The 19707-nt window shown below is 57.1% G+C and carries 19 protein-coding genes; 11 read left to right on the forward strand and 8 right to left on the reverse strand.

Annotated features, from left to right (window positions below):
- The first annotated feature begins 60 nt into the window (after nucleotides 1-60).
- The 4 genes from AD669_RS12340 to AD669_RS12355 all read left to right on the forward strand — a co-directional run bounded on the left by AD669_RS12340 (nucleotide 61) and on the right by AD669_RS12355 (nucleotide 5595).
- Nucleotides 61-636, forward strand: coding sequence for an RNA polymerase sigma factor (locus tag AD669_RS12340; RefSeq protein WP_053120062.1), 576 nt, complete (start codon nucleotides 61-63; stop codon nucleotides 634-636).
- Nucleotides 637-713: 77 nt separating this feature from the next.
- Nucleotides 714-1337 carry a response regulator transcription factor gene (locus tag AD669_RS12345; protein WP_053120064.1) on the forward strand — a complete coding sequence of 208 codons (624 nt, stop codon included), beginning with the start codon at nucleotides 714-716 and terminating at the stop codon, nucleotides 1335-1337.
- Between the two features lie 19 nt (nucleotides 1338-1356).
- Complete coding sequence (locus tag AD669_RS12350; RefSeq protein ID WP_082341432.1) at nucleotides 1357-4989, forward strand: transporter substrate-binding domain-containing protein; 3633 nt, start codon at nucleotides 1357-1359, stop codon at nucleotides 4987-4989.
- Nucleotides 4990-5031: 42 nt separating this feature from the next.
- Nucleotides 5032-5595, forward strand: coding sequence for a hypothetical protein (locus AD669_RS12355; RefSeq protein ID WP_156316142.1), 564 nt, complete (start codon nucleotides 5032-5034; stop codon nucleotides 5593-5595).
- Nucleotides 5596-5603: 8 nt separating this feature from the next.
- On the opposite strand, the gene AD669_RS12360 is transcribed toward AD669_RS12355, so the two are convergent.
- Nucleotides 5604-6629: a hypothetical protein gene (locus AD669_RS12360; protein ID WP_053120068.1), complete on the reverse strand. Its 1026-nt coding sequence runs from the start codon at nucleotides 6627-6629 to the stop codon at nucleotides 5604-5606.
- Between the two features lie 283 nt (nucleotides 6630-6912).
- Between AD669_RS12360 and AD669_RS12365 the strand changes: the two genes are divergently transcribed.
- Nucleotides 6913-7623 (forward strand): DUF5064 family protein, encoded by a 711-nt coding sequence (locus AD669_RS12365; RefSeq protein ID WP_053120070.1) that lies wholly within the window; start codon nucleotides 6913-6915, stop codon nucleotides 7621-7623.
- Nucleotides 7624-7893: 270 nt separating this feature from the next.
- Here AD669_RS12365 and AD669_RS12370 read toward each other — a convergent pair whose 3' ends face one another.
- The 5 genes from AD669_RS12370 to AD669_RS12390 all read right to left on the reverse strand — a co-directional run bounded on the left by AD669_RS12370 (nucleotide 7894) and on the right by AD669_RS12390 (nucleotide 11689).
- Entirely contained in the window at nucleotides 7894-8475 is a 582-nt protein-coding gene (locus tag AD669_RS12370) for a HupE/UreJ family protein (protein WP_053120074.1), read from the reverse strand.
- Nucleotides 8472-9248 (reverse strand): DUF4198 domain-containing protein, encoded by a 777-nt coding sequence (locus tag AD669_RS12375; protein WP_053120076.1) that lies wholly within the window; start codon nucleotides 9246-9248, stop codon nucleotides 8472-8474. Before AD669_RS12375 ends, AD669_RS12370 begins: the two co-directional genes overlap by 4 nt.
- Before the next feature lie 172 nt (nucleotides 9249-9420).
- Nucleotides 9421-10482, reverse strand: a complete 1062-nt coding sequence (locus AD669_RS12380) for a DUF4331 family protein (RefSeq protein WP_053120077.1) — start codon at nucleotides 10480-10482, stop codon at nucleotides 9421-9423.
- A 45-nt stretch (nucleotides 10483-10527) separates the two neighbouring features.
- Nucleotides 10528-11226: a cytochrome P460 family protein gene (locus AD669_RS12385; RefSeq protein ID WP_053120079.1), complete on the reverse strand. Its 699-nt coding sequence runs from the start codon at nucleotides 11224-11226 to the stop codon at nucleotides 10528-10530.
- A gap of 130 nt (nucleotides 11227-11356) precedes the next feature.
- Entirely contained in the window at nucleotides 11357-11689 is a 333-nt protein-coding gene (locus AD669_RS12390) for a cupin domain-containing protein (RefSeq protein ID WP_053120081.1), read from the reverse strand.
- A 220-nt stretch (nucleotides 11690-11909) separates the two neighbouring features.
- On the opposite strand from AD669_RS12390, the gene AD669_RS12395 reads away from it, so the two are divergent.
- Both AD669_RS12395 and AD669_RS12400 read left to right on the forward strand, forming a co-directional pair.
- Nucleotides 11910-12701, forward strand: a complete 792-nt coding sequence (locus tag AD669_RS12395; RefSeq protein ID WP_053120083.1) for a DUF2092 domain-containing protein — start codon at nucleotides 11910-11912, stop codon at nucleotides 12699-12701.
- A 1-nt stretch (nucleotide 12702) separates the two neighbouring features.
- Nucleotides 12703-13257, forward strand: a complete 555-nt coding sequence (locus AD669_RS12400; protein ID WP_053120085.1) for a hypothetical protein — start codon at nucleotides 12703-12705, stop codon at nucleotides 13255-13257.
- 7 nt (nucleotides 13258-13264) lie between these two features.
- Here the strand turns inward: AD669_RS12400 and AD669_RS12405 are convergent, their stop codons facing one another.
- Together AD669_RS12405 and AD669_RS12410 are read right to left on the reverse strand one after the other, a co-directional pair.
- Complete coding sequence (locus AD669_RS12405) at nucleotides 13265-14359, reverse strand: AraC family transcriptional regulator (protein ID WP_053120087.1); 1095 nt, start codon at nucleotides 14357-14359, stop codon at nucleotides 13265-13267.
- On the reverse strand, nucleotides 14356-15390 hold the full coding sequence (locus tag AD669_RS12410) for an AraC family transcriptional regulator (protein ID WP_053120089.1): 1035 nt from the start codon (nucleotides 15388-15390) through the stop codon (nucleotides 14356-14358). The genes AD669_RS12405 and AD669_RS12410 overlap by 4 nt, the downstream gene beginning before the upstream one ends.
- A gap of 196 nt (nucleotides 15391-15586) precedes the next feature.
- Here AD669_RS12410 and AD669_RS12415 point away from each other — a divergent pair, with 196 nt between their 5' ends.
- From AD669_RS12415 to AD669_RS12425, 4 genes are all read left to right on the forward strand, one after another.
- Complete coding sequence (locus tag AD669_RS12415; RefSeq protein WP_053120091.1) at nucleotides 15587-16099, forward strand: 2,4'-dihydroxyacetophenone dioxygenase family protein; 513 nt, start codon at nucleotides 15587-15589, stop codon at nucleotides 16097-16099.
- 40 nt (nucleotides 16100-16139) lie between these two features.
- The gene (locus AD669_RS12420) at nucleotides 16140-17162 is read left to right on the forward strand and encodes an NAD(P)-dependent oxidoreductase (protein ID WP_172680108.1); all 1023 of its coding nucleotides are present in this window, start codon (nucleotides 16140-16142) and stop codon (nucleotides 17160-17162) included.
- A gap of 254 nt (nucleotides 17163-17416) precedes the next feature.
- Entirely contained in the window at nucleotides 17417-17554 is a 138-nt protein-coding gene (locus AD669_RS28455; RefSeq protein WP_156316144.1) for a hypothetical protein, read from the forward strand.
- A gap of 259 nt (nucleotides 17555-17813) precedes the next feature.
- A complete protein-coding gene (locus AD669_RS12425; protein WP_053120095.1) occupies nucleotides 17814-19703 on the forward strand; it encodes a DUF1302 domain-containing protein in 1890 nt (629 codons plus the stop codon).
- Nucleotides 19704-19707: the final 4 nt, after the last annotated feature.

Consider the following 19707-nt stretch of genomic DNA (forward strand, 5'->3'; position numbering starts at 1 on the left):
GCTAATTTGAACGTGCTCTTCAAATTAAATAAGAAATAATCAAACCTTGCGGAATAATCTATGAGTGCAGAATGCAAGTTGTTGTCACGCCTGATTGAAGGGGATCAGTACGCATTCAACCAGTTTGTCAAACAGCACCAAAGCCGGATGGATGCGGCGGCCCGTGCGATAGTGGGGCCGGCACTTGCCGATGATGTCGTGCAAGACGCCTGGTTAAGTGTTTTTCGTAACATCAAGCACTTCGAAGGGAGAGCTAGTTTGCGTACATGGCTGTTGGTAATTACCGCCAATATGGCCAAGGCGCACCTGCGAAAGTCTCGCAAAGAAGTGTCTCGTCTTCCGCGCAACGGTTTGAAAGTAGTGTCTGCGGAAGAGCATGAAGAAAGCGGTGGCTGTTTGTTTTGGCACGACGAAACACCCGACGCAATTCTGGTGCGTGATCGAAAAGTCCAGGCGCTTGAGGCCTGCCTCCAAACCTTGCCCCGCCGTCAGCGTGAGGTCGTGAATCTCTATGACTATCAGGGCATGGGGATGAATGATATTGCCCATCGGCATGGCATTACACAGGGTAATGTCCGAGTGCTGCTCCATCGAGCGAGGACCACTCTTTTATCCAGTCTGGAACAGCGCGAGTGAACGAGCCAGCACATCCGCAAGCCTCTCGATGGGGCCACGTGGATGCCTCCCTAGAGCCAATCGCTGGAGAGCCTTACATGTATAACGTTATTGTTGTAGACGACCATCCTTTTGTCCGCGCCAGTGTCAAGGCACTGCTCTCACAGGACGGCTTCGAAATCATCGGTGAAACCGGTAACGGCCAAGAAGCAATCAGGCTGGTGCGTGACCTGCAACCTGATCTGATTGTGCTGGATATCGGAATTCCTGACCTGGACGGTTTTGAGGTGATCAACCGGTTGTCGGTGCTCAGTCGCTCCGTGAAAGTGCTGGTGCTCAGTACTCAGTCTCCCGAACAGTTTTCAATTCGCTGCAAACATGCAGGCGCCGCGGGTTACGTGTGCAAAAACGACGAGTTGGCCGAATTGTCGAAAGCCGCGCGCGCGGTCATGAATGGTTATACCTATTTTCCCAATATCGCATTCAGTTCCGTGCGCAAACATGATGACATTGATGAAAAGCAGCGGCTTGAATCGGTGTCCGATCGCGAAATGCTTGTGTTGCAGCAGTTGGCCAAAGGCTTCAGTAACAAACAGATCGCCGACACAATGTTTCTCAGCAACAAAACCATCAGCACTTACAAAACCCGGCTTCTTGAAAAACTCGAGTTAAAATCAGTTGTGGAACTCGCCGATCTGGCAAAACGCAACGGCTTGATTTAACTCAAGAGCGCCTGGGCTGATGAGAGCAATTCTTTTACCCATCTTCGTGACGCTCCAGCTGTTCATTGGTTGCATGGGGCTGTGCCAGGCAGCAAGTAACGACAATATGCGTTTGTTCGGTCGTTCACTCGTGACGGGTTATCAGGTCGACCTCAGTGAGGCTGATCAGCGCTGGCTGACCGACAAGCGTGTCCTGCGCATTGGCGTTTCCCTGCCTGATTACCCTCCGCTGGACATCATTGCCAATAATCGTGATTACGAGGGCATTACCGCAGACTACGCCAGTCTGCTGGAGCAGTTGCTCGGTGTGAGGGTCGAAGTCAAAGGATACCTTTCTCGCCGTGAGGCAATTGAAGCGCTCAAACTCGGTGAAATCGATCTGTTGGGTTCTTCCAATGACTACGACATTGCGGACCCCGCACTGGTGTTGTCCGAACCGTATGCCACTGACCAACCGACACTGGTGACGCGAATCGGTGAAGACGTCACGTACCCGGTCGATCTGGCAGGTGTTCGGGTAGCTACTGTTTATCACTATCTCCCCGAGGCGGCCATCAACAAGGTTTACCCGGGCGCCAGGCTTCAGCTGTACCCTTCGACACTGAGCGCCATGGGCGCCGTGGCGTTCGGTCAGGCGGACGTGTTTCTGGGGAATGCCATCGGTGCCAACTACCTGGTCAACCGCAACTATCGGGGCATCGTCCGGCTGGTCAATTTTGCCCATCTCGATACCGCCAGTTTCTCTTTTGCACTGGTTAAACAGAACCCCACCTTGCTGCGTCTGGTCAATCGGGCGCTGGACGCCATACCCAAAGGCGAACGGATGACCATCCTGCAGCGCTGGGGGGCCGATGAGATCAGCATTCCCGGCGAGCACCGCTTGCAGCTCAGCACAACTGAGCAGCAATGGCTATCGCGGCATCCCACCGTCCGTGTGTTGATTGATGACAGCCTGCTGCCGTTCACCTATCTCGATGAGCAAAACCGCTTTCGGGGACTCAGCGCCGATGTCCTGGATAACGTCAGTCAGCGCACCGGGCTGAAGTTTGAAATAAAGACTGTCCATTCACGGGAAGATCAGGTGGCGGCATTGAATCGTGGTGACGCAGATATGCTCGCCGCGTTCTCCTCCGGGCAGGATCAGGGCCTCGGTTTGAGCTTTACTCGGCCGTATTTCACGACGTCCTTCGTATTGCTCACAAAAAATTCTGTCAGCAGCCCCGGCACGCTTGATCAACTGGCGGGACAAACCGTGGCCTTCACCGATGATCGTTACCTGCGAAGCTTTTTGACCGAGCACTATCCGGCGATTCACATTGTCGAGACCGACAACGCCACCCAGGCGTTGGCGATGGTTGCCAATGGGCAGGCGCAGGCGGCCATCAGTTCATTGATCAGCGCCCGTTATCTATTGTCCCGGGACTTCAAGGAACGGCTCAAGATCACGTCGACGGTGGGGACTTCTCGCTCGCAGATCGCGTTTGCGACTATACCCGACGAGCTTGAACTCAACTCGATTCTCAATAAAGCCTTGCTGAGTATTCCACCCGGTGAAATGGATACGTTGGCAGAGCGTTGGCGCTCCGAACTGGTGTTTCAGGATGGCTACTGGTTACGTTATCGCGGGCTGATCATTCAGGGTTTTATCGTCGCCGGCATTTTGTTGATTGTGGCCATCACCTGGATTACCTATCTTAAACGTCTGGTGTATCGGCGCGAGCAAGCGGAGCGAGCGCTCAGCGATCAGATGGAATTCATGCGGGTATTGATCGACGAAACACCCCATCCGATTTATGTGCGGGATCGAGCGGGCAAGCTGATTTCCTGCAACGCCAGTTATCTGGAAGTGTTTGGTCGGGACATGGAAAGTCTTCTCGGCAAACGCCTGGTTGAGGGTTCTGAGCTAAGCCCTGCTGAGGCTCTGGAGTTCGATAAGTCCTATCAGCAGGTAATGAGGCACGGTCGAGCGGTTATCGGTGACCGTCTACTGACCTTGGCCAATGGCAAGACGCGGACGATTTATCACTGGGCGCTGCCTTATCGCGGCAGCAACGGCATGGTCAGTGGTTTAATCGCTGGCTGGATTGACGTCAGTGACCGTCAGCGCCTGCTAGATGAACTCAAGGAATCCAAAGAAGAGGCAGAAAACGCCAACCGCGCCAAGACGACGTTTCTCGCCACCATGAGCCATGAGATCCGCACGCCGATGAACGCGGTGATCGGCATGCTCGAACTGGCCATGAAGAAGGGTGACCAGGGCATCATGGACAGACTGGCATTGGACGTCGCGTCCGGCGCCGCACGGGATCTGCTGGACTTGATCGGTGGCATTCTCGATATCGCCCGTATTGAAGCCGGCAAGCTGACCCTGACTCCGGAGCGCGCGCGGGTGCGCAGTCTGATCGAGTCCACCGTCCGTATCTTCGAGGGGCTGGCACAACAAAAAGGCATTGCGCTGGTGCTGGAAGTGCAGGAAGTCAGTCGAGACGACGCACTGGTTGACCCGCTTCGTCTGAAGCAGGTGCTGTCCAACTTGGTCGGCAATGCCATCAAATTTACGGAAAGGGGTGAAGTACGCGTCAGCTATCGCAGTCGCCAGTCAGAGGATGGCCAGCGTTTGCGGGTCGAATTCGACGTGACTGACAGCGGCATTGGTATCTCGGATGAAGATCAGATGCGTTTGTTCACGCCGTTTTCCCAGGCGCGAGGCAATCGCAATGCGGCGCGTACAGGTTCCGGACTCGGCCTTGTGATCTCACGATCATTGTGCGAAATGATGGGGGGCACACTGACGCTCACCAGCCAAGTCGGCAAAGGCACCCGAGTCAGCGCTCTGTTGGAATTTCCGCTGCTCGAGCCTGCAGATGATCCTGGTGTCGAACAAGTGACTTCAGTCCCGGCGGGCGCGCGATTACGGGTACTGGTGGTCGATGATTACCCGGTCAATCGCATGTTGCTGTCCCAACAACTGGAATATCTCGGGCACCGGGTCGAGGAAGCCGTTGATGGCGTTCACGGTTTGCAAGTATGGGGGCGCAAGCAGTTCGATGTGGTGATTACCGACTGCCATATGCCCAGAATGACCGGTTATGAGTTGGCCAGCGCCATTCGGGAAGACGAAAAGGACCGGAACGTCAAAGCCTGTCTGTTACTGGGCTTTACCGCCAATGCGCTGCCTGAGGAGCGTCAGCGTTGCCTTGCCGCCGGCATGGATGGGTGCCTGTTCAAGCCGATTACCCTGCATGACTTGCAGCAACGTTTGAGCGGAGTCGAACCGCCTCGGCAAGTCCCGCCATTGGATGATGGCGAAGATGGACACGAAGAAGGTGACTGGGGCGCACTGCTGAAACTCACCGGCGGCAACAAACAAGTGGCGCGCGGGTTGTTGATTGATCTGGCGCGGAGCAACAAAGAGGATCTGGCACTGCTGGAAACTTTGCAGGAGCCAATGGACGCCAGCGCTTTGAAAGATTTGGCTCACCGAGTGAAGGGTGGCGCACGGATCATCAAGGCATCGCGGCTGATGGAGGCATGCGAGTCACTGGAGTTTGCCAGTATCAACGGTGAGCGCGATCAGGTGACCCAGGCTGCTGCCGAACTGGCTCAGGCCATGACGCAATTGCGCGAAAACCTCGATCGACAGATTGGCTAAGTCAATGGCTGGCGTGTAGGGTCGCCCGTTGTGATGAATGGGATGCGCACCCTTTCGAGCATCAGAAACAGCAATTACAGGAGAGAACATCAATATGGAATATCGCAGGCATTGGTTTTGAAAACAGCTCGAATACTCGCCTCGTTGATTTTTTTGCTATTGACTGGCTGTGGTGGCGACCCGGATTTCGATTACAACGAAAAGGTCATGACGCAATATCTTTCGCACCGGGACAAGGTGCAGGAAGTGCAGCAGAGAGTCCAAAGCGGGGAATTTACTTTCGATTATTATTCGATGAAATACCGGACGATGCAGCGCCTGAGCGACGCAGCGCGAGCAGCCATGACGGATATCGATAACATTCCCCACAGTGCGCATGCCAACGCGTTTTCCCTGGCGCTGGTGCGCTACTACGAGACGGAAGCTGCCTACTATTTGTGGGTGAAGCGCTACATCCAGAAGAAGGGCAATTTCGATGGTGTGGCATTGCTGACAAGGATCAACGCGTCCCACGCAAAACTCCTTCAGCTCTCGCGTCAGGTTTATGTGACGCAACTTGAGTTTTTCAAATCGGCGGGAATAGCGTTTGCCGAGCGAGGCGCCTGAACCGGCTCTCACGCTTTCACTTTTTGCGCCAGTGCATGGTTGAGTGCTTTGAGTACGGGTTTGGCGCCTTCCACTTTCAGGCGCGCTTGAAACACTTTGCGCACCGCTTCGCCGTTATGGGCGAGCACTTTGACCGCGCGCGTGCGCTCGCTTTCTGTACCGTGGTTCATGAGCTGGCGCAGATGCGGAAGCTTGTTCGGCAGGGGCAGGGCGATGACTTGGGGCGCGGCGACAACGCGTACGCGACGATCGCCCACCACGGCAAGCTGTACCATGACGTCGGCGTAGGTCTGGGCCAGAGCCGGGTGCATTTCAAACACCTTGAGCAATGACAAACGTCCGCTGATCGAGAGCTCATTGATCAGGCAACGGGTCATGGCCGGGTTTTCCAGCAGAAATTCGGCAAGGTCAGGCCATTCGAGCAGGGCATCGAAGTCACGCCAGTACAGATTGTCCCGGCGTTCGAGCATCAGCAGCAGGGCGTACAAAGGTGACATGTCGTCTGCAGCCAGAATCTGGCAAAGCAGATTAAAGTTCCAGTTCGCTGGCATGCGTGTGCGGCAATGTCCTTTCAGATCCGTGCAAGTGTTGCTCAGGGCATCAATCGCCAGATAAAGGAACCATTCAGGTATCTGCGCGATACGGCGCAAATGCGTGCCTTGGCACGCAGCCTCCATGACTTTTCCCAGACGTACCAGTTTCGCGGCGTGTTCTTCGTTGCCAAGTGCGTACATCTGCGCGCGCGCGTTGGCGGCAGCTTGCAGGCGTTGCTGATGCCGCTGAGCGTAAACATGCGGTGAGCGCCACCAGTTGGAAATATTGGGCTGGCAGAGGATCGCGTTGGCGGCTTCGGCATCTGCCTGGCGAAGAGCGGTCAGCACATCGTCGGCTTCCCCGGTGATGACATAGAGGGTGGCGTGCAATGCCAGTCCAGGGCACAACAGGTCGAATACCTCAAGGCTGCGCACGGTTTGCTCGGCGAATGGGCAGGTCAGATTGGCGGTGTTCAGGTTTTGCAAAGAGGTGTGCGGCATGAAGAACTCGCGGACAAATCGAGTCAGTGTCCAAGGGTTGCTCGATTTTCAATGTAGGAAATGTCTGTTTTTTGCCTTTTTGAGTGCGGTGATGATCTATGAACAAAATCGGCAAAATAGGAAATTTCCTACAGATTGAGGCCGTCGTTTTGTTTAGCTTTCAGGGTCTACGCCTGTCGAGCCAGGCGTAGACCTCTCTTTTCAACCTCCCTTCGGGAGGTTTTTTTTGAACAGCACTTTTATCACCGCCAGTCGTACCCGGCGGAGCAAAAGGAAAATCACCATGCGTGTTGAACCAGGCTACCTACGTCATCGCAGTCGCCCTGATCAGTCCCCCGTATTCTCCATCGACGTTGCATACGAGGTTGTCCGTGAGCATGAGAACGATCCATTCCTGCACCTGACCGTGCGCAGTGAAGTGGCGGGAAAAATTACCCATGACGAGTGCAAACTCAGTCGGGAGTCCTCACCGTGTGTGGCCAAAATCATCAACTTCATCAGCCGCAACCGTGGGCTCGCCGACGCGGACCTGTTGACGGCAGAGCACCCGGACGTGATCCGCGCCAACGCCGATATTGATGAGCGCTTTGCGGACTATCGCCGTGCATTCGAGTCGAGTTGCTCGGCTTACGACAGCTTCGTGCCGGGGCGCCTGCACCGTGCTAACAAGAACCCTCTGGATGGTCAGCCGCCGTATTGCGTCGACCTGCATTACAGCATCGTGCACGACCCTAAAGAAGGTTCGGTGGTGCAGATGCGTCTGGTGGGAGAAGTGGCGGGCAAACGTTTTGAAGAGTCCTTTAGCCTGCCTCGCAGCAGCGCCTACAATTTCGGCAGCGTGGCGACACGCCTGGCGCACAAACACGGCATGTCCCGCGATAACGGCCTGATCAAGTACAACCACAAACTGTACGACCTGATGTACGCCGACATCCGCGACCGCCTGACCTCGTGCAGTGAAGATTCCGGGCAATGTGATCTCAAGTCCCGCTGAAAACCACCCTTGACAGGCGCCACAAAAATGTAGGAGTGAGCCTGCTCGCGAAAGCGGTAAGCCAGCCACATCTGTGTCAACTGACACAATGCTTTCGCGAGCAAGCTCGCACCCACATATGACTGTGGTTGTCTGCAGGATTTGTGAGCGGCGCTGAACCCTGTGGGAGCGAGCCTGCTCGCGAAAGCGGTAAACCAGCCACATCTGCGTCAACTGACACAATGCTTTCGCGAGCAAGCCCGCTCCCTCAATGGATTTCTGCAAAACCCGCTACAACGTGGCCAGCAACCAGGCGCCAGCCGCCGCGCAGGCAAAGCCCATGATCTGAAGCATCCGTGCGCCGGCGTTCAGTTTGAGCATCAGCCAGGCACCCACGGCGCCGATGACGTGCAGGCTGGCGGTGGTGAGAAGGAAACCGCTGGCGTACGCCACCTTGTCATCCATCACCGGCACTTCATAACCATGGGCATAGCCATGGAAAATGCCGAAGACACCAACGCCGAGCGCTGCGACCGGCACGGCGAAGGTCTTTCGCAGGCCGATGGCCAAACCGAGTAACACCACTGACAACGAAACGCCGATCTCGCTGCCCGGCAGATCAAACTGATCGAACCCCAACAGCCCGCCGAGCAACATGCAGCAGACGAACGCACTCGGCACGATCCAGATCGCTCTGCCGCCCATCTGGCAGCTCCATGCGCCAACGGCAATCATCGCCAGCAAGTGGTCGAGTCCGGACAATGGATGCAACCACCCGGCAGATCCGCCGCTGTGCGCTTGCGCCAGCTCACTGGCCATTACCCCTGCCAGTAACAGCGGCAGGCTGACAAATCGTTTGATTGGCGAGTTCATTGCGATGGGCTCCGGTCTTTAGAGGAAATGTTCACGGTCAACGAGGCCCAGAGACTTTCCCAATCAACACCATCCTCACCACTGGGCTCCATGTGTACGGTGCTGAACAGCCACAAGCCCGGATCAGTAAGTGGCAGCGCGACGCGACCGTGCTCATCGCTGATGGCCATGACTTCTTTCACCGGGTCGGCCTTGAGCTGTGCCTTGACCAGGTTGCCCGCCAACGGTTCGCCGTTGAAAAAAAGCTGAAGGTGGAACTCATCGCCGGCCTGGAATTTCAGTGGATCGGTGTGCGCAACGAATTCGAGCGGCATGTCCATGACGCGATCAAAGCCATCGCTGCGACCGCCGACTAACACGATGCTTTTGGCGCAGCGCGAATACTGTTCGCGGCCAGGCGTTTGCATCAGGTCATAACGCTTGCGCAGTGCCAGCACATTGCTCAAGCCTTCTTCTTCCAGATACTCATTGAACTCAATGGCCGACAAATTGATGCGCGTGCTGTTGGTGCGCATGGCCACGACCGTCGCGCCAACTGCGCGGGTCTGCAAATGCCCGACCGCAAGTGCGCCGTCGCGACCCTCGACTTTGCGCACGCCCTTGGCATCCTTGGCGATAAACCAGTCCACCAGGTTATTCAAGCGCGGGCTCTGCACACCGGGCCAGGTGGGGCCGATCCGCAGCTCGAACACGACCTTTTTATCAACTGCGGTCACGCCATCGTGGGGCACAAGCCAGAACTCATGGGCCGAGGCGAGTGGCGCGAGCAACATCAGGGCGCAAATGCGCGCGGTGCGGGTGAGCGTTGCTATCGTGCGAGCGGTTTTTTTTGCGGGAGGTGTTAAGTCGGTTTTCATCTTTAAGGACAATGGTCTGATCCCGTCCGGGTTGAAAAAAGAGGAGGGCATAAGCCCCCCTCCGTTTGTCATTGCACGACGTCAGCGATTACCTGAGTTCTGCCGGCATGAGGTACGGGAAGGTCGTGGTGTGCAGCTTCGGATTGGCGATCTTCTGATCGGTCGGGGTGCCCAGCACCATGGACAGGATGGTGCTCATGGCATCGTCGTCCAGCGCGCGACCGTTACGCTCGTCAACGGTGTACTTGGCGGCGCTGCCGACGTTGTAGGTCAACACGTCAGGGATCAGTTTTTCAGCGACAGCGTCACCGTATTGCTGTGGATACTGCTGGGTCTTGGCCAGGGCCGAAGCGCGGGCAACGCGAGCGGAGACCAGCGCCTTGATAGGGTTATCCGTGTCAGGACGGCTTTGGTCGTGCTCTGCCTTCAGCGCCGCGTTTTCGAACAGCGTGATGTGCGAGAGCAACGGGTTGGCCGAGTACTGCACCTGCGTCCAGGTGCCTTTGTTGTCCACTGCAGTGGTCATGAAAGTACGGATGGTCTTACCGAGCATCGAGTTCGGGACTTCCAGCACGATGGCGGCGGCTTTGCGACCGAGGAAAATGCTTTTGCCCTGGGCTTGTGCCCAGATGGACGCGTCGTACGGCTTACCGGCGTTCAACTGTGCACGCATCAACCCCAGGCTGGTGGAGTTACCGAAAAATGGATCTTTGACCACGCCGGCCCAGGCTTTCACGCCCTTGGCCAGTTCGCTGGTTTTACCCAATTCGCCGGTACCGATTTTCGCGCCTTTGGCACCGACGGCAGCGTTAGGCAATTGCGACTCGTACACGGTGAACTTGTTATCGCTGCTGAACGACAGGCTGAAGGTATGCCCGGTTTTATAAGTTGCGTCATCCGCGACGTGAATGTTGTACAGCGCATCGGTCGCGAACACCCCGTTCGGGCCGGTTTTTGGCGCGGAGTTCAGGGTCATGATGAAGACGGTGTGATCCGCCTTCGGCGACGCGAAGACATAGTTGTCGAGTTGGTTAAGGGCCGGAGTCTTTTGCACGATCACCGATTCAAAGTGATGACTGGCCATGGCCGGAGCACTGACCAGGCAGGCAGCCGAAAACGCGAAAGCAAATTTCGAGATTGAGTAGTTCATTGGAAATTCCTGAAAAGTTTTAAATCCATGAGGTAACTTCTGCGGTTACTGCTGCAAGCCCAGGTGCAAGTCGCTGAAGACGTAGTCTTTGTCAGCGCGATTGGCTACGTGGCAACCTGAACACTGTTCCATCGGGCGCAGTTCTGCGGTTTTCGGATAAGGCGTGCCTTTGACGGGGCCAAAGCCGAAGTAGCCCCAATTGCCGGGCGCCTTGGGAAAGCGTTTGGCGTCCTTGACCATGTAACCGGCGCCGAAGTAGTACGCCTCAAACACGCCGGTGCCGTGAGTGGTCTTGCATTCACCGGTGACTTTGTCGCAGCTCTCGATGTCCTGCGGCCATTTCTGGCCTTTGTTCTTGGTGCAGACGCCGGATTTGTCGTCGCATTCGTCGCCCAGGCTCGATGCGGTGAAGTCCTTGACGAACTGGGTGCCGTCAGGCCACTTGCCGGTTTTTTTGTACGCTGCCAGCGCCGAAGGCTCGACGTAGGTGTTGCCGAACTGCGCACCTTCGATGACGCTGCCATCAAGAATCGTGGTTTTACCCGGCTCTTTGAAGTACGTGCCGATGTGCGTCCAGCTGCGATAGCCTTCCGGCAATTTGACGACGGTATTACTTTCAAATTTAGCTCTGGCGCTGGCCTCTACACCTTCGGCCGCCGTGGCGATCGAACTGCCCGTGGTAACGGCAATGGCAAGCAAACAAGCACTTAAGTTAAACAGGCGAATTCCGGTTTTTTTAAACACGCTGACACTCCTTTTTTTTTGAATGAGTCAGCGTGATTGATGCCCGAACGTTTGAGCTGTTACAGAAAACGCCAGTTAATTTGACTGTTTGATCACGCATGGCCGCACCGTTCACGTACTTGATCTGCCGTTACTCGGTTTGCGCGAACTTTTCGATCAGATCCTTGCGTGGTGGCGTCCAGGTGGAAATCATCTCGCCCACCGGCGTCAGGCAGCGCATGTCGTGTTCGACATTTGGAGCGACACACACCGCTTGCCCGGCATACACCGGGAACCGTTCGGCACCATTGGTAGCGATGAATTCGCCGTTGATCACCACGTTCACTTCTTCATTGGAGTGATGGTGGGTGCTGCCAAAACCCTTGCCAGTGAACCAGAACCGCGCGGACATCATTTGCTCGGTGATGTTGATGATTTGCATGGTCACGTCGTCGTTCAGTTTTACTTTCTTGTAAGTTTTCATCGGTTACGCCTTGGTGTGATTGGAACTTGCCTAGAGTTTTTTCGAGCGCTTGATGTTACAGGCGAGGCATTTTTGGCCGCGCGGAACCGGCCATTGGCGCACTTGGGGATGGCGGTCTAGGCTGATCTTTCAGGCACGCGGGCCTTGGCCGGAAAAGCCTGAAATCGCCGTCTGAAAATCTTCCAGGAGCGAAGGCCCTTGCGGGCCAGGAGTGGGATCCATGAAATCCGCAACACCTGTTTTGTGCGTGTGTTTCAGCCTGTTCCTGACCTCGGTCGCGTATGCCGACGATCCACCGGCTGCCGCCGACAATCCACCGGCCGCTGCCGACAACACGCCGGTCAACCCGCAAGTGGTCGACAAGCTCATCGACATGGGCAATTACCTGCGCGCTTTGCCGAAGTTTCAGGTCGATGCGCAAATCTCCCGTGACACCGTTCTGGAGTCCGGTCAGAAGATCAAGACCGAGTCGGCCAACACCCTTAAAGTCCTCGATCACAACCGGCTGTATGCCAAATCAGAAGGCGATGTGCGCACGCGGGAGCTGTTTTACAACGGCAAAAAACTCACGCAGTACGCGCCTTACCTCAAGTACTACACGACGGTCGATGCACCGCCGACAGTAGGTGAAGCCCTGCACCGATTCGAAAACTTCTACGGCATTCAGGTGCCGATGGAAGATCTGTTTCTGTTCGGCAGCGATCAGGCGCAGATCGATGCGCTCAAAGAGGCGGCGTATGTCGGGCCCTCGACCATCAACGGTCAGCTCTGTGACCATTTGGCGTTCCGCCAAGAAGGCGTCGACTGGCAGTTGTGGATTACCCGCTCGGACAAACCACTGCCGTGCAAACTGGTGATCACCACCACCGATGAGGCGAGCTTTCCGGAGTACAGCGCGGTGTATCGCTGGAACCTCAAGCCGGAGCTCAAGGACGCGATGTTCAACTTCAAGCCGGGCAAGGGCGACGTGGCGATCCCTTTGAAAGAAGTCGCTGCACAGGGAGGCAAATGACATGAACGGCACACTGACCTGGAGTTTGTTGTTTTCATTTGCCACCGCTTCGGTGCTGACCTTAAGTCTGATCAGCGCAGCCGATGCCCGGCCGCAACGCGCGCAAGGACATGCCCGCGCCTCCGTCAACCGACCGCCACCGCCGCATGCGCCACGCGCACAGCGGATCAACGCCCCGCAGCGTGCAAACCATATGAATGCGAATAACCGGGTGAACGCCGGCAATCGGGTCAATTCCAACAATCGCAACTACGTCAACAACAGCCGGCACAACGTCAACATCGACAACCATCGTGACGTTGATATCGATGTCGACGGACGCGGTCGCTATGGCTACGACGATCACTACCACCCGATTGGCACCGCCGTCGCGGTGGGTGCGACCGTCGCGGTGACGTCGGCGGTCATCGGCGCTATCCTCACCCCGGCACAGATGCCCAGCAGTTGTGTGCAGGTGATGCGTTACAACACGATGTATATGCAATGCGGTTCGACCTGGTACCAGCCGCAATATCAGGGCAGTGACGTCACGTACATCGTGGTCAACGCGCCGTGATCGCGGTTTAGCGCAGCACTCGTAAGCGCCGCAGCAGGCGCGGTTGATGCTCGGGACAATGACGCTTCTGCCACTCGCGGGGCGTCATCGAGAACCAGCGCTGGAACGCTCGACAGAATGCACTGAGGTCTGAGTAGCCGAGTAAATCGGCCATTTGTGCGGTGCTGATCAGCGGGTCTTCGAGGTGTTCGCAGGCCATGATCTGGCGGGTTTCGTCGAGCAGATCCTGAAAGGATTTTCCCTCCTGAGCCAGACGCCGTTGCAAGGTGCGGGAATTGATCGCCATGCAGTCGGCGACTTTATCTATGGTCACACGACCGCTGGGCAGCATGTTGCGCAGCAATTGGCGGACGAAGCTGGGCATTTCGTCAGCCGACAGGCGCTCCATGTTGTGGACATGCGCAGTCAACAACTGGTGCAAGGTCTCGTTAGCCGAACCCAGCGGCTGAGCGAGCACCGCCGCCGGAAACACCAACCCGTGGCAAGCGGTGTTAAACGTCGGATTGCATGCCAGCGTGCGGCGATAGACAGTCGGATCCGTCAGCGGTGCGTGGCGCAACAATATCGCTGAAGGTAACCAGTTACCGCCGACCAGCGTGCGCATCAGTTGCATGCCAACGCCGATGGCCAGTTCCTCAGCCTGGCCAATACCGGGCATGTCACGCTCATAGACGTGGTAGCTGAGTACCGCGACCCCGTCTTCGACCGCCAGTGAGACGTGAGCCGCGGCGTTGTGCAGGGCAAAGTTTTCCTTCAGTTCGATCAGCGCGTCACCCACCGTTCGGGCATTGCGGATGAGGTAGAGCAGGGGGCCGAAGATGCTCACGCCCTGATGCAAACCGTATTGCAGACCGAACAGCGGATTGGCGGACTGCCACGTACACAGCTCCAGCAGCGCGCAAAATCGTCGATAGGCAAGAATGCCCTCCTGGCGCCGCAGCAGTTCTACCGGCAGCGACGCACGGCGCAGCATCTCGGCCGGGTTAAGTCCCTGCGACAGCGTAAATTCTTCAAAGCACGACAGCGTCAGCGCCCGAACGAAAGGGCTTACCGCGCAGGGTTTCGGGCTGTCGAGCTGTACTGCCGGCAACTCACTGCTCATCGGTTTTCCCCGCTCGGGTTGACGGCTTGCGCTTCGATATAGCGACGCTTCCACACGCGTGGGCTGACACCGTTCCAGCGTGCGAACGCACGGGAAAAAGCACTCAAGTCGCCATAGCCGAGCAGGGTGGCGAGTTGAGTCAGGCTGATCGATGTGTCGCAAATGTAGCGGGTGGACATCGACTGTCGGGTCTTGTCCAGCAACTGCTGAAACCCGGTGTTTTCATCCATAAGATAACGCTGCAACGTACGCGGACTGATCATCATGTGTTGCGCGACATCTTCGAGGGTGGCTTTGCCCGAGGGCAACATCGTACGCAGAACCTTTTGCACGTAGCCGGGCAATTCTTGCAGGGTCAATTGGGAGATGTCCTCGACATGCCGGCGCACCAGTTGCTGCAAGCCTTCATCGGCATCGCTCAATGGCGCGCCAAGCAATGCCGCGTCGAAAATCCAGGCGTTGCTGTCGCTGTTGAAGCGTGGATTGATGCCCAACAGTCGTCGGTAATCGCTCGACGGCACCGATGAGACGTGACGCATCAGCAAGGCACTGGGCCGCCAGCGTCGTCCCAACAAGTTCTGCATCAAATGACTACCGACGGCGAGGGCCAGTTCGACATCATGACGGACCGACGCGGCCTGGCCGTCGGTGACTTCGTAGGAAAGCCGGGCGTTGTCGCCCTGAATATCGAGGTGAATGACGGCGCCACTGCTGTGGACATGAAAGTACTCACGCAGGGCTTTCAACGCCGCACCGACTGTTTTGCCGCTCTGGATGACGTACAGCAAGCTGCCGAGGACCTCGGCGCCCTGATGCAAACCCAATTGCAGGCCAAACAGCGGGTTATCCGAGTGTCGCGCCGATTGTTCGAGCAGGGCGGTATAACGTGAATATGTGATCAATTCATCGTGCTGGTCGGGCGTGTCTGCGCGCAGGCCGGCCTGTTCAAGCAGGCCGCGTGCGTCCAGGCCCTGGCTTGCAGCGAATTCGTTGTAGCCCAACAGGGCAATGCCGCGGACGATCGAAGTCATGAACGCAACCTATAGAAGGCAAGGCGATATTGTCGTTATGTGTGCCTTTTTCGATGGTACACCCGGGCAATAGCGGCGGATGTGAGGGTGTCGTCAGTTGTGGAAAAAATGGCGCGATCTGCAAAGTCATTGGCGTTTGAGAGCGCGACAGTAGGCACACAGGAATCCTGCCATCCCACCAACAATGAGAATAATCATGGCCCTCCCCAACGTACTGATCGACCACAAATCGCTGCTGACCCTCAATACCAACGAGCTGCCGGTTTACCGCGACGCGCTGATCCCCGGCGTTGACGCCCAGCCCTTGTATCTGGACCCGATTGCCGGTGTCTGGGTGCTGCGCGTCATGTTCCATCCTGGCGTGATTCTGCCCAAGCACTACCACACCGGCGTGGTGCACATGTACACCCTCAGTGGTCGCTGGAATTACGTCGAATACCCGGATCAGCCACAGACCGCCGGCAGCTACCTGTTCGAGCCAGGTGGCTCGGTTCACACCTTCATGACCCCGGCAGACAACACCGAAATCACCGACACGTTCATGGTGGTACACGGAGCCAACGTCAACTTCGATCAGGACGGCAATTACCTCGGCATCATGGACGCCAGCGACATCATGATGATGTTCGATCGTCTGATTCGTGAACGCGGCCTGCAACCGGCTCGCTACATTCGTGCGCAACAGACCGATTACACCACCGGCGCCTGATGCGCAGTGCTGAGCCGATCCCAACGTCAGAGGTATGACCATGTCAGATACACCCATGCCCGTCGGCGCTAACGGGCAGACCGCGGCGCCGCCGCGCAGTGTCTTCATCACAGGCGCCAACGGGTTTATTGGCCGCGCGCTGATGGCGCGTTATCAGGCGCTGGGCGCCGAAGTTCGCGGCATGGATCTGCATGCCGATCCGGCTCGCAACGTGGTCGCCGGCGATTTGACCCAGCCTTCGCGTTGGGCTGATCACGCCAAGGGCTGTGAGTTGTTCATCAACACCGCAGCCGTGGTTTCCCTTGCCGCGCCGTGGAAGCTTTATCGCGAAGTGTCGGTACGCGGTGTGCGCAATTGCATCGATGCGGCAGTGGCCGGCGGTGCGCAGCGTTTTGTGCAGCTGTCGTCGATCGCAGCGCTGGGCTGGGATTACGCGACTCAGGCCGATGAAACCTCCGACGTCGTGATCGGCACACAATACCGCTATGGCGTCGCCAAAGGCGCCAGCGAACATGTGGTGTTAGCCGCCCATGCGGCCGGTGAGATCGACTGCACCATCATTCGCCCCGGCGACGTTTATGGCCCGGGTTCACGGGCCTGGCTCAGCGAGCCGCTGAAAATGGCCAAGAGCGGTGCATTGGTGCTGCCTGACGGTGGCAAAGGGATTTTTACCCCGGTGTTCATTGACGACTTGCTCGACGGCATCATGCTCGCCAGTGGATTGGAGCAAGGGCGTGGACAGATCTTCATCCTCAGCGGTGGCGAGCCACTGAGCTGTATGGAGTTCTTCAGCAATCACTGGCGCTGGGCCGGGCGCCAAGGCCAGCCACACACATTGCCGCTGGGTATCGCGACACTGGTGACACGGTTGCTGTGGGGCTTCAATCGCCTGCTGCAACGTCCCAACGAAATCACCCCGGACGCCATGTACATGTTTGCGCGCAAGGCTGATGTGTCGATTGCCAAAGCACAGCGATTGCTCGGTTATCAGCCGAAGGTAAGCATTGCCGAAGGTCTGCAGCGTTCCGAAGACTGGTTGCGCGGCACCGGGCAGATTGACTGAGCCATTCACCCAATGGGTGACACCGGAGGCGTTCACGCTACGCGCCTCTTTTTTCCGGCATTTGCCGAAGCCATCGACTGCGCTTGCAGCGATGGCTTTTTCTTTTTTGCGCGCAACCCTCACGCCAACTCGTGTCGCGACAGGTATGAATACTGGCGCGATATGCCAAGCGCTCCACAGCCCGGGCCTCAACAATCGACGCTACCAATAACAAAAGACACTGCATCCGGTTACCTGGATGACGGAGGTTTGCAATGCGTTCACTTCTGTTGATCTGCCTGTTCGTCCTGTTTGTCGCCGGTTACCACGAATTCTCCCGCTCGCCGCCCCTCGACGGTTTAGCGACGGCGGCGCCTCTCGTCAGCATGGGGGAGGTTTTCAGGGGGTATTGAGCGCAGTCCCGTTTAACGTGTCAGAAAAACCTGCAAATTCCCGGCAGGTTTTTTTATGCACGGAGCAGGGTGGCAGACAATCAATCGTCTTGGCGTTAAATGTAGAAAAACTGGCGCAATGTGCAAAGTTTGCTTCCCTGCTTTCCCTCCATGATCGGTTCACTCTGACGTCAAGGCGTTTCAAGTCGCAGATCCGATCACCCGAACCTGCCCGCCCGCCCAGAGCCACTCCAAATAAAAACAATCCGGAGAGTGCTCCATGAACCCTTCCCTGGGCCTGACGGCTTGCGCATGCAGCCGTTTGGCAAAAGCCATTCTTACCCTGACGCCCCTTGCCCTTGCTGTGTCCCAACATGCGCTCGCTGGCGAATTCGAATATGGCGAAGTGTCTGGTCGTTACAACGGCAGCGTCAGCGTTGGCGCCATCTGGAGCGCCGAGAATCCCAACAGCAATTACATCTTTCAGGGCAACGCCAACAGCGTCGGTTACGGCCATGCGGGGCAATTCAACCCCAGCGGCGCGCGTAACGTTGACGACAGTCGGCTGAACTTCAAAAAGAACGACCTGGTGTCGACGCCCGTCACGCTGCTGGGCGAGGTGGAGTTGAACTGGAAAAACTACGGCGCCTTCATCCGTGGCAAAACCTGGTACGACTACACGCTGAATAACCACAACGTCGACTTCGGCCATTCCTCCAACGGCTATCAAGCCAATAGCACACTGGATGACAGCCACTTCGACAGCCTGGCGAAATTCCAGGGCGTGGCGTTGCTGGATGCCTATGTGTTCGGCGATTTCACCGTGGCTGATCGCCCGCTCAATGCCCGCGTCGGTAATCAGGTGGTGAACTGGGGCGAAGGGTTGTTCTTTCAAAACGGTATCAACTCAGTCAACCCGGTCGATGTCGCCGCATTGCGCCGTCCCGGTTCGCAGCTCAAGGAAGCGTTGTTGCCGGTGCCGATGTTGTACGGCAACTACGGCCTGACCGATAACCTGAGCATGGAAGCGTTCTACCAATTGCAATGGCGCAAAAGCGTGCTCGAGGGCTGCGGTACTTATTTCGCCGCCAACGACTACGTGACGGACGGCTGCTACGGTGTTCCACGCCTGGGGCCGGCCGCGAATCCCAACGATGCGTATGCCTACGCCAACGGTCTGTACATCAATCGCGCCGGTGACGATGAGCCGTCTGACGCTGGTCAGTTCGGCGTCGCGTTCCGGTACTTTGTCGATGAGCTCAGCACGGAGTTCGGTGCGTATGCGATGAACATTCATTCGCGCACACCGTACGCCAGCGTTATCACTGACACCCGGCCAGGCCCGGGTGCGGGCTGGTTGCCGGGGCAACAGTCGAGCAACAGTGAATACTTTGCCGAATTCCCGGAAGACATCCGTATCTTTGGCTTGAGTTTCTCCAGCAATATCTGGGGCACTTCGGTATTCGGCGAGTACAGCTTCCGGCCTAACCAGCCGGTGCAACTGGCCACCGCCGATCTGATCACCGCCTTCGGTTCGCCGCAAAACCCCTCGACTTTCCCGGGCGCCATCGGCCAGAACATCACTCTCGGCCAGGACGCGATCAACGCTGCACCGGGCTCGGAGTACAACGGCTACGATCGCCTGAAAATCTCGCAATTCTCGCTGGGCTTCGTCAAATCGATCCCACAGGTTCTGGGCGCTGAAAGCCTCAATCTGGTGGGCGAAGCGGGCGCCAAGTATGTCCACGACATGCCGAGTCTGGATGACCGTCGCTACGGCAGAACGGATATTTACGGCACTGATCTCGCGCAAGGCAGCGCAGCCGGCTGCGCCGTCGGCACACCCGTGGCCAAGTACAAGAAACTCTCCTGCACCAGCGATGGTTACATGAGCCAGTTTTCCTGGGGCTACCGGCTGCGCGCGCAGTTGAGCTATCCCGGCGTGTTCGCTGGCGTAAACCTCTCGCCGTTTGTTGCGTTCGGTCAGGACGTCAAGGGCTGGTCGTACGACGGCAACTTCTCCGAAGACCGTTTGCTGGGCTCGGTCGGTGTGCGCGCTGACTACCTGCAGAAATACTCCGCCGAACTGTCCTGGTCGGGCAGCGGCAATACCCCTTATGCACCGACTGACCGCGACTTTATTGCACTGAGTCTGCGTGCAGGTTTCTGAACCG

Source organism: Pseudomonas sp. P1.31, assembly GCF_001269815.1.
Classification (GTDB): Bacteria; Pseudomonadota; Gammaproteobacteria; order Pseudomonadales; family Pseudomonadaceae; genus Aquipseudomonas; species Aquipseudomonas rustica.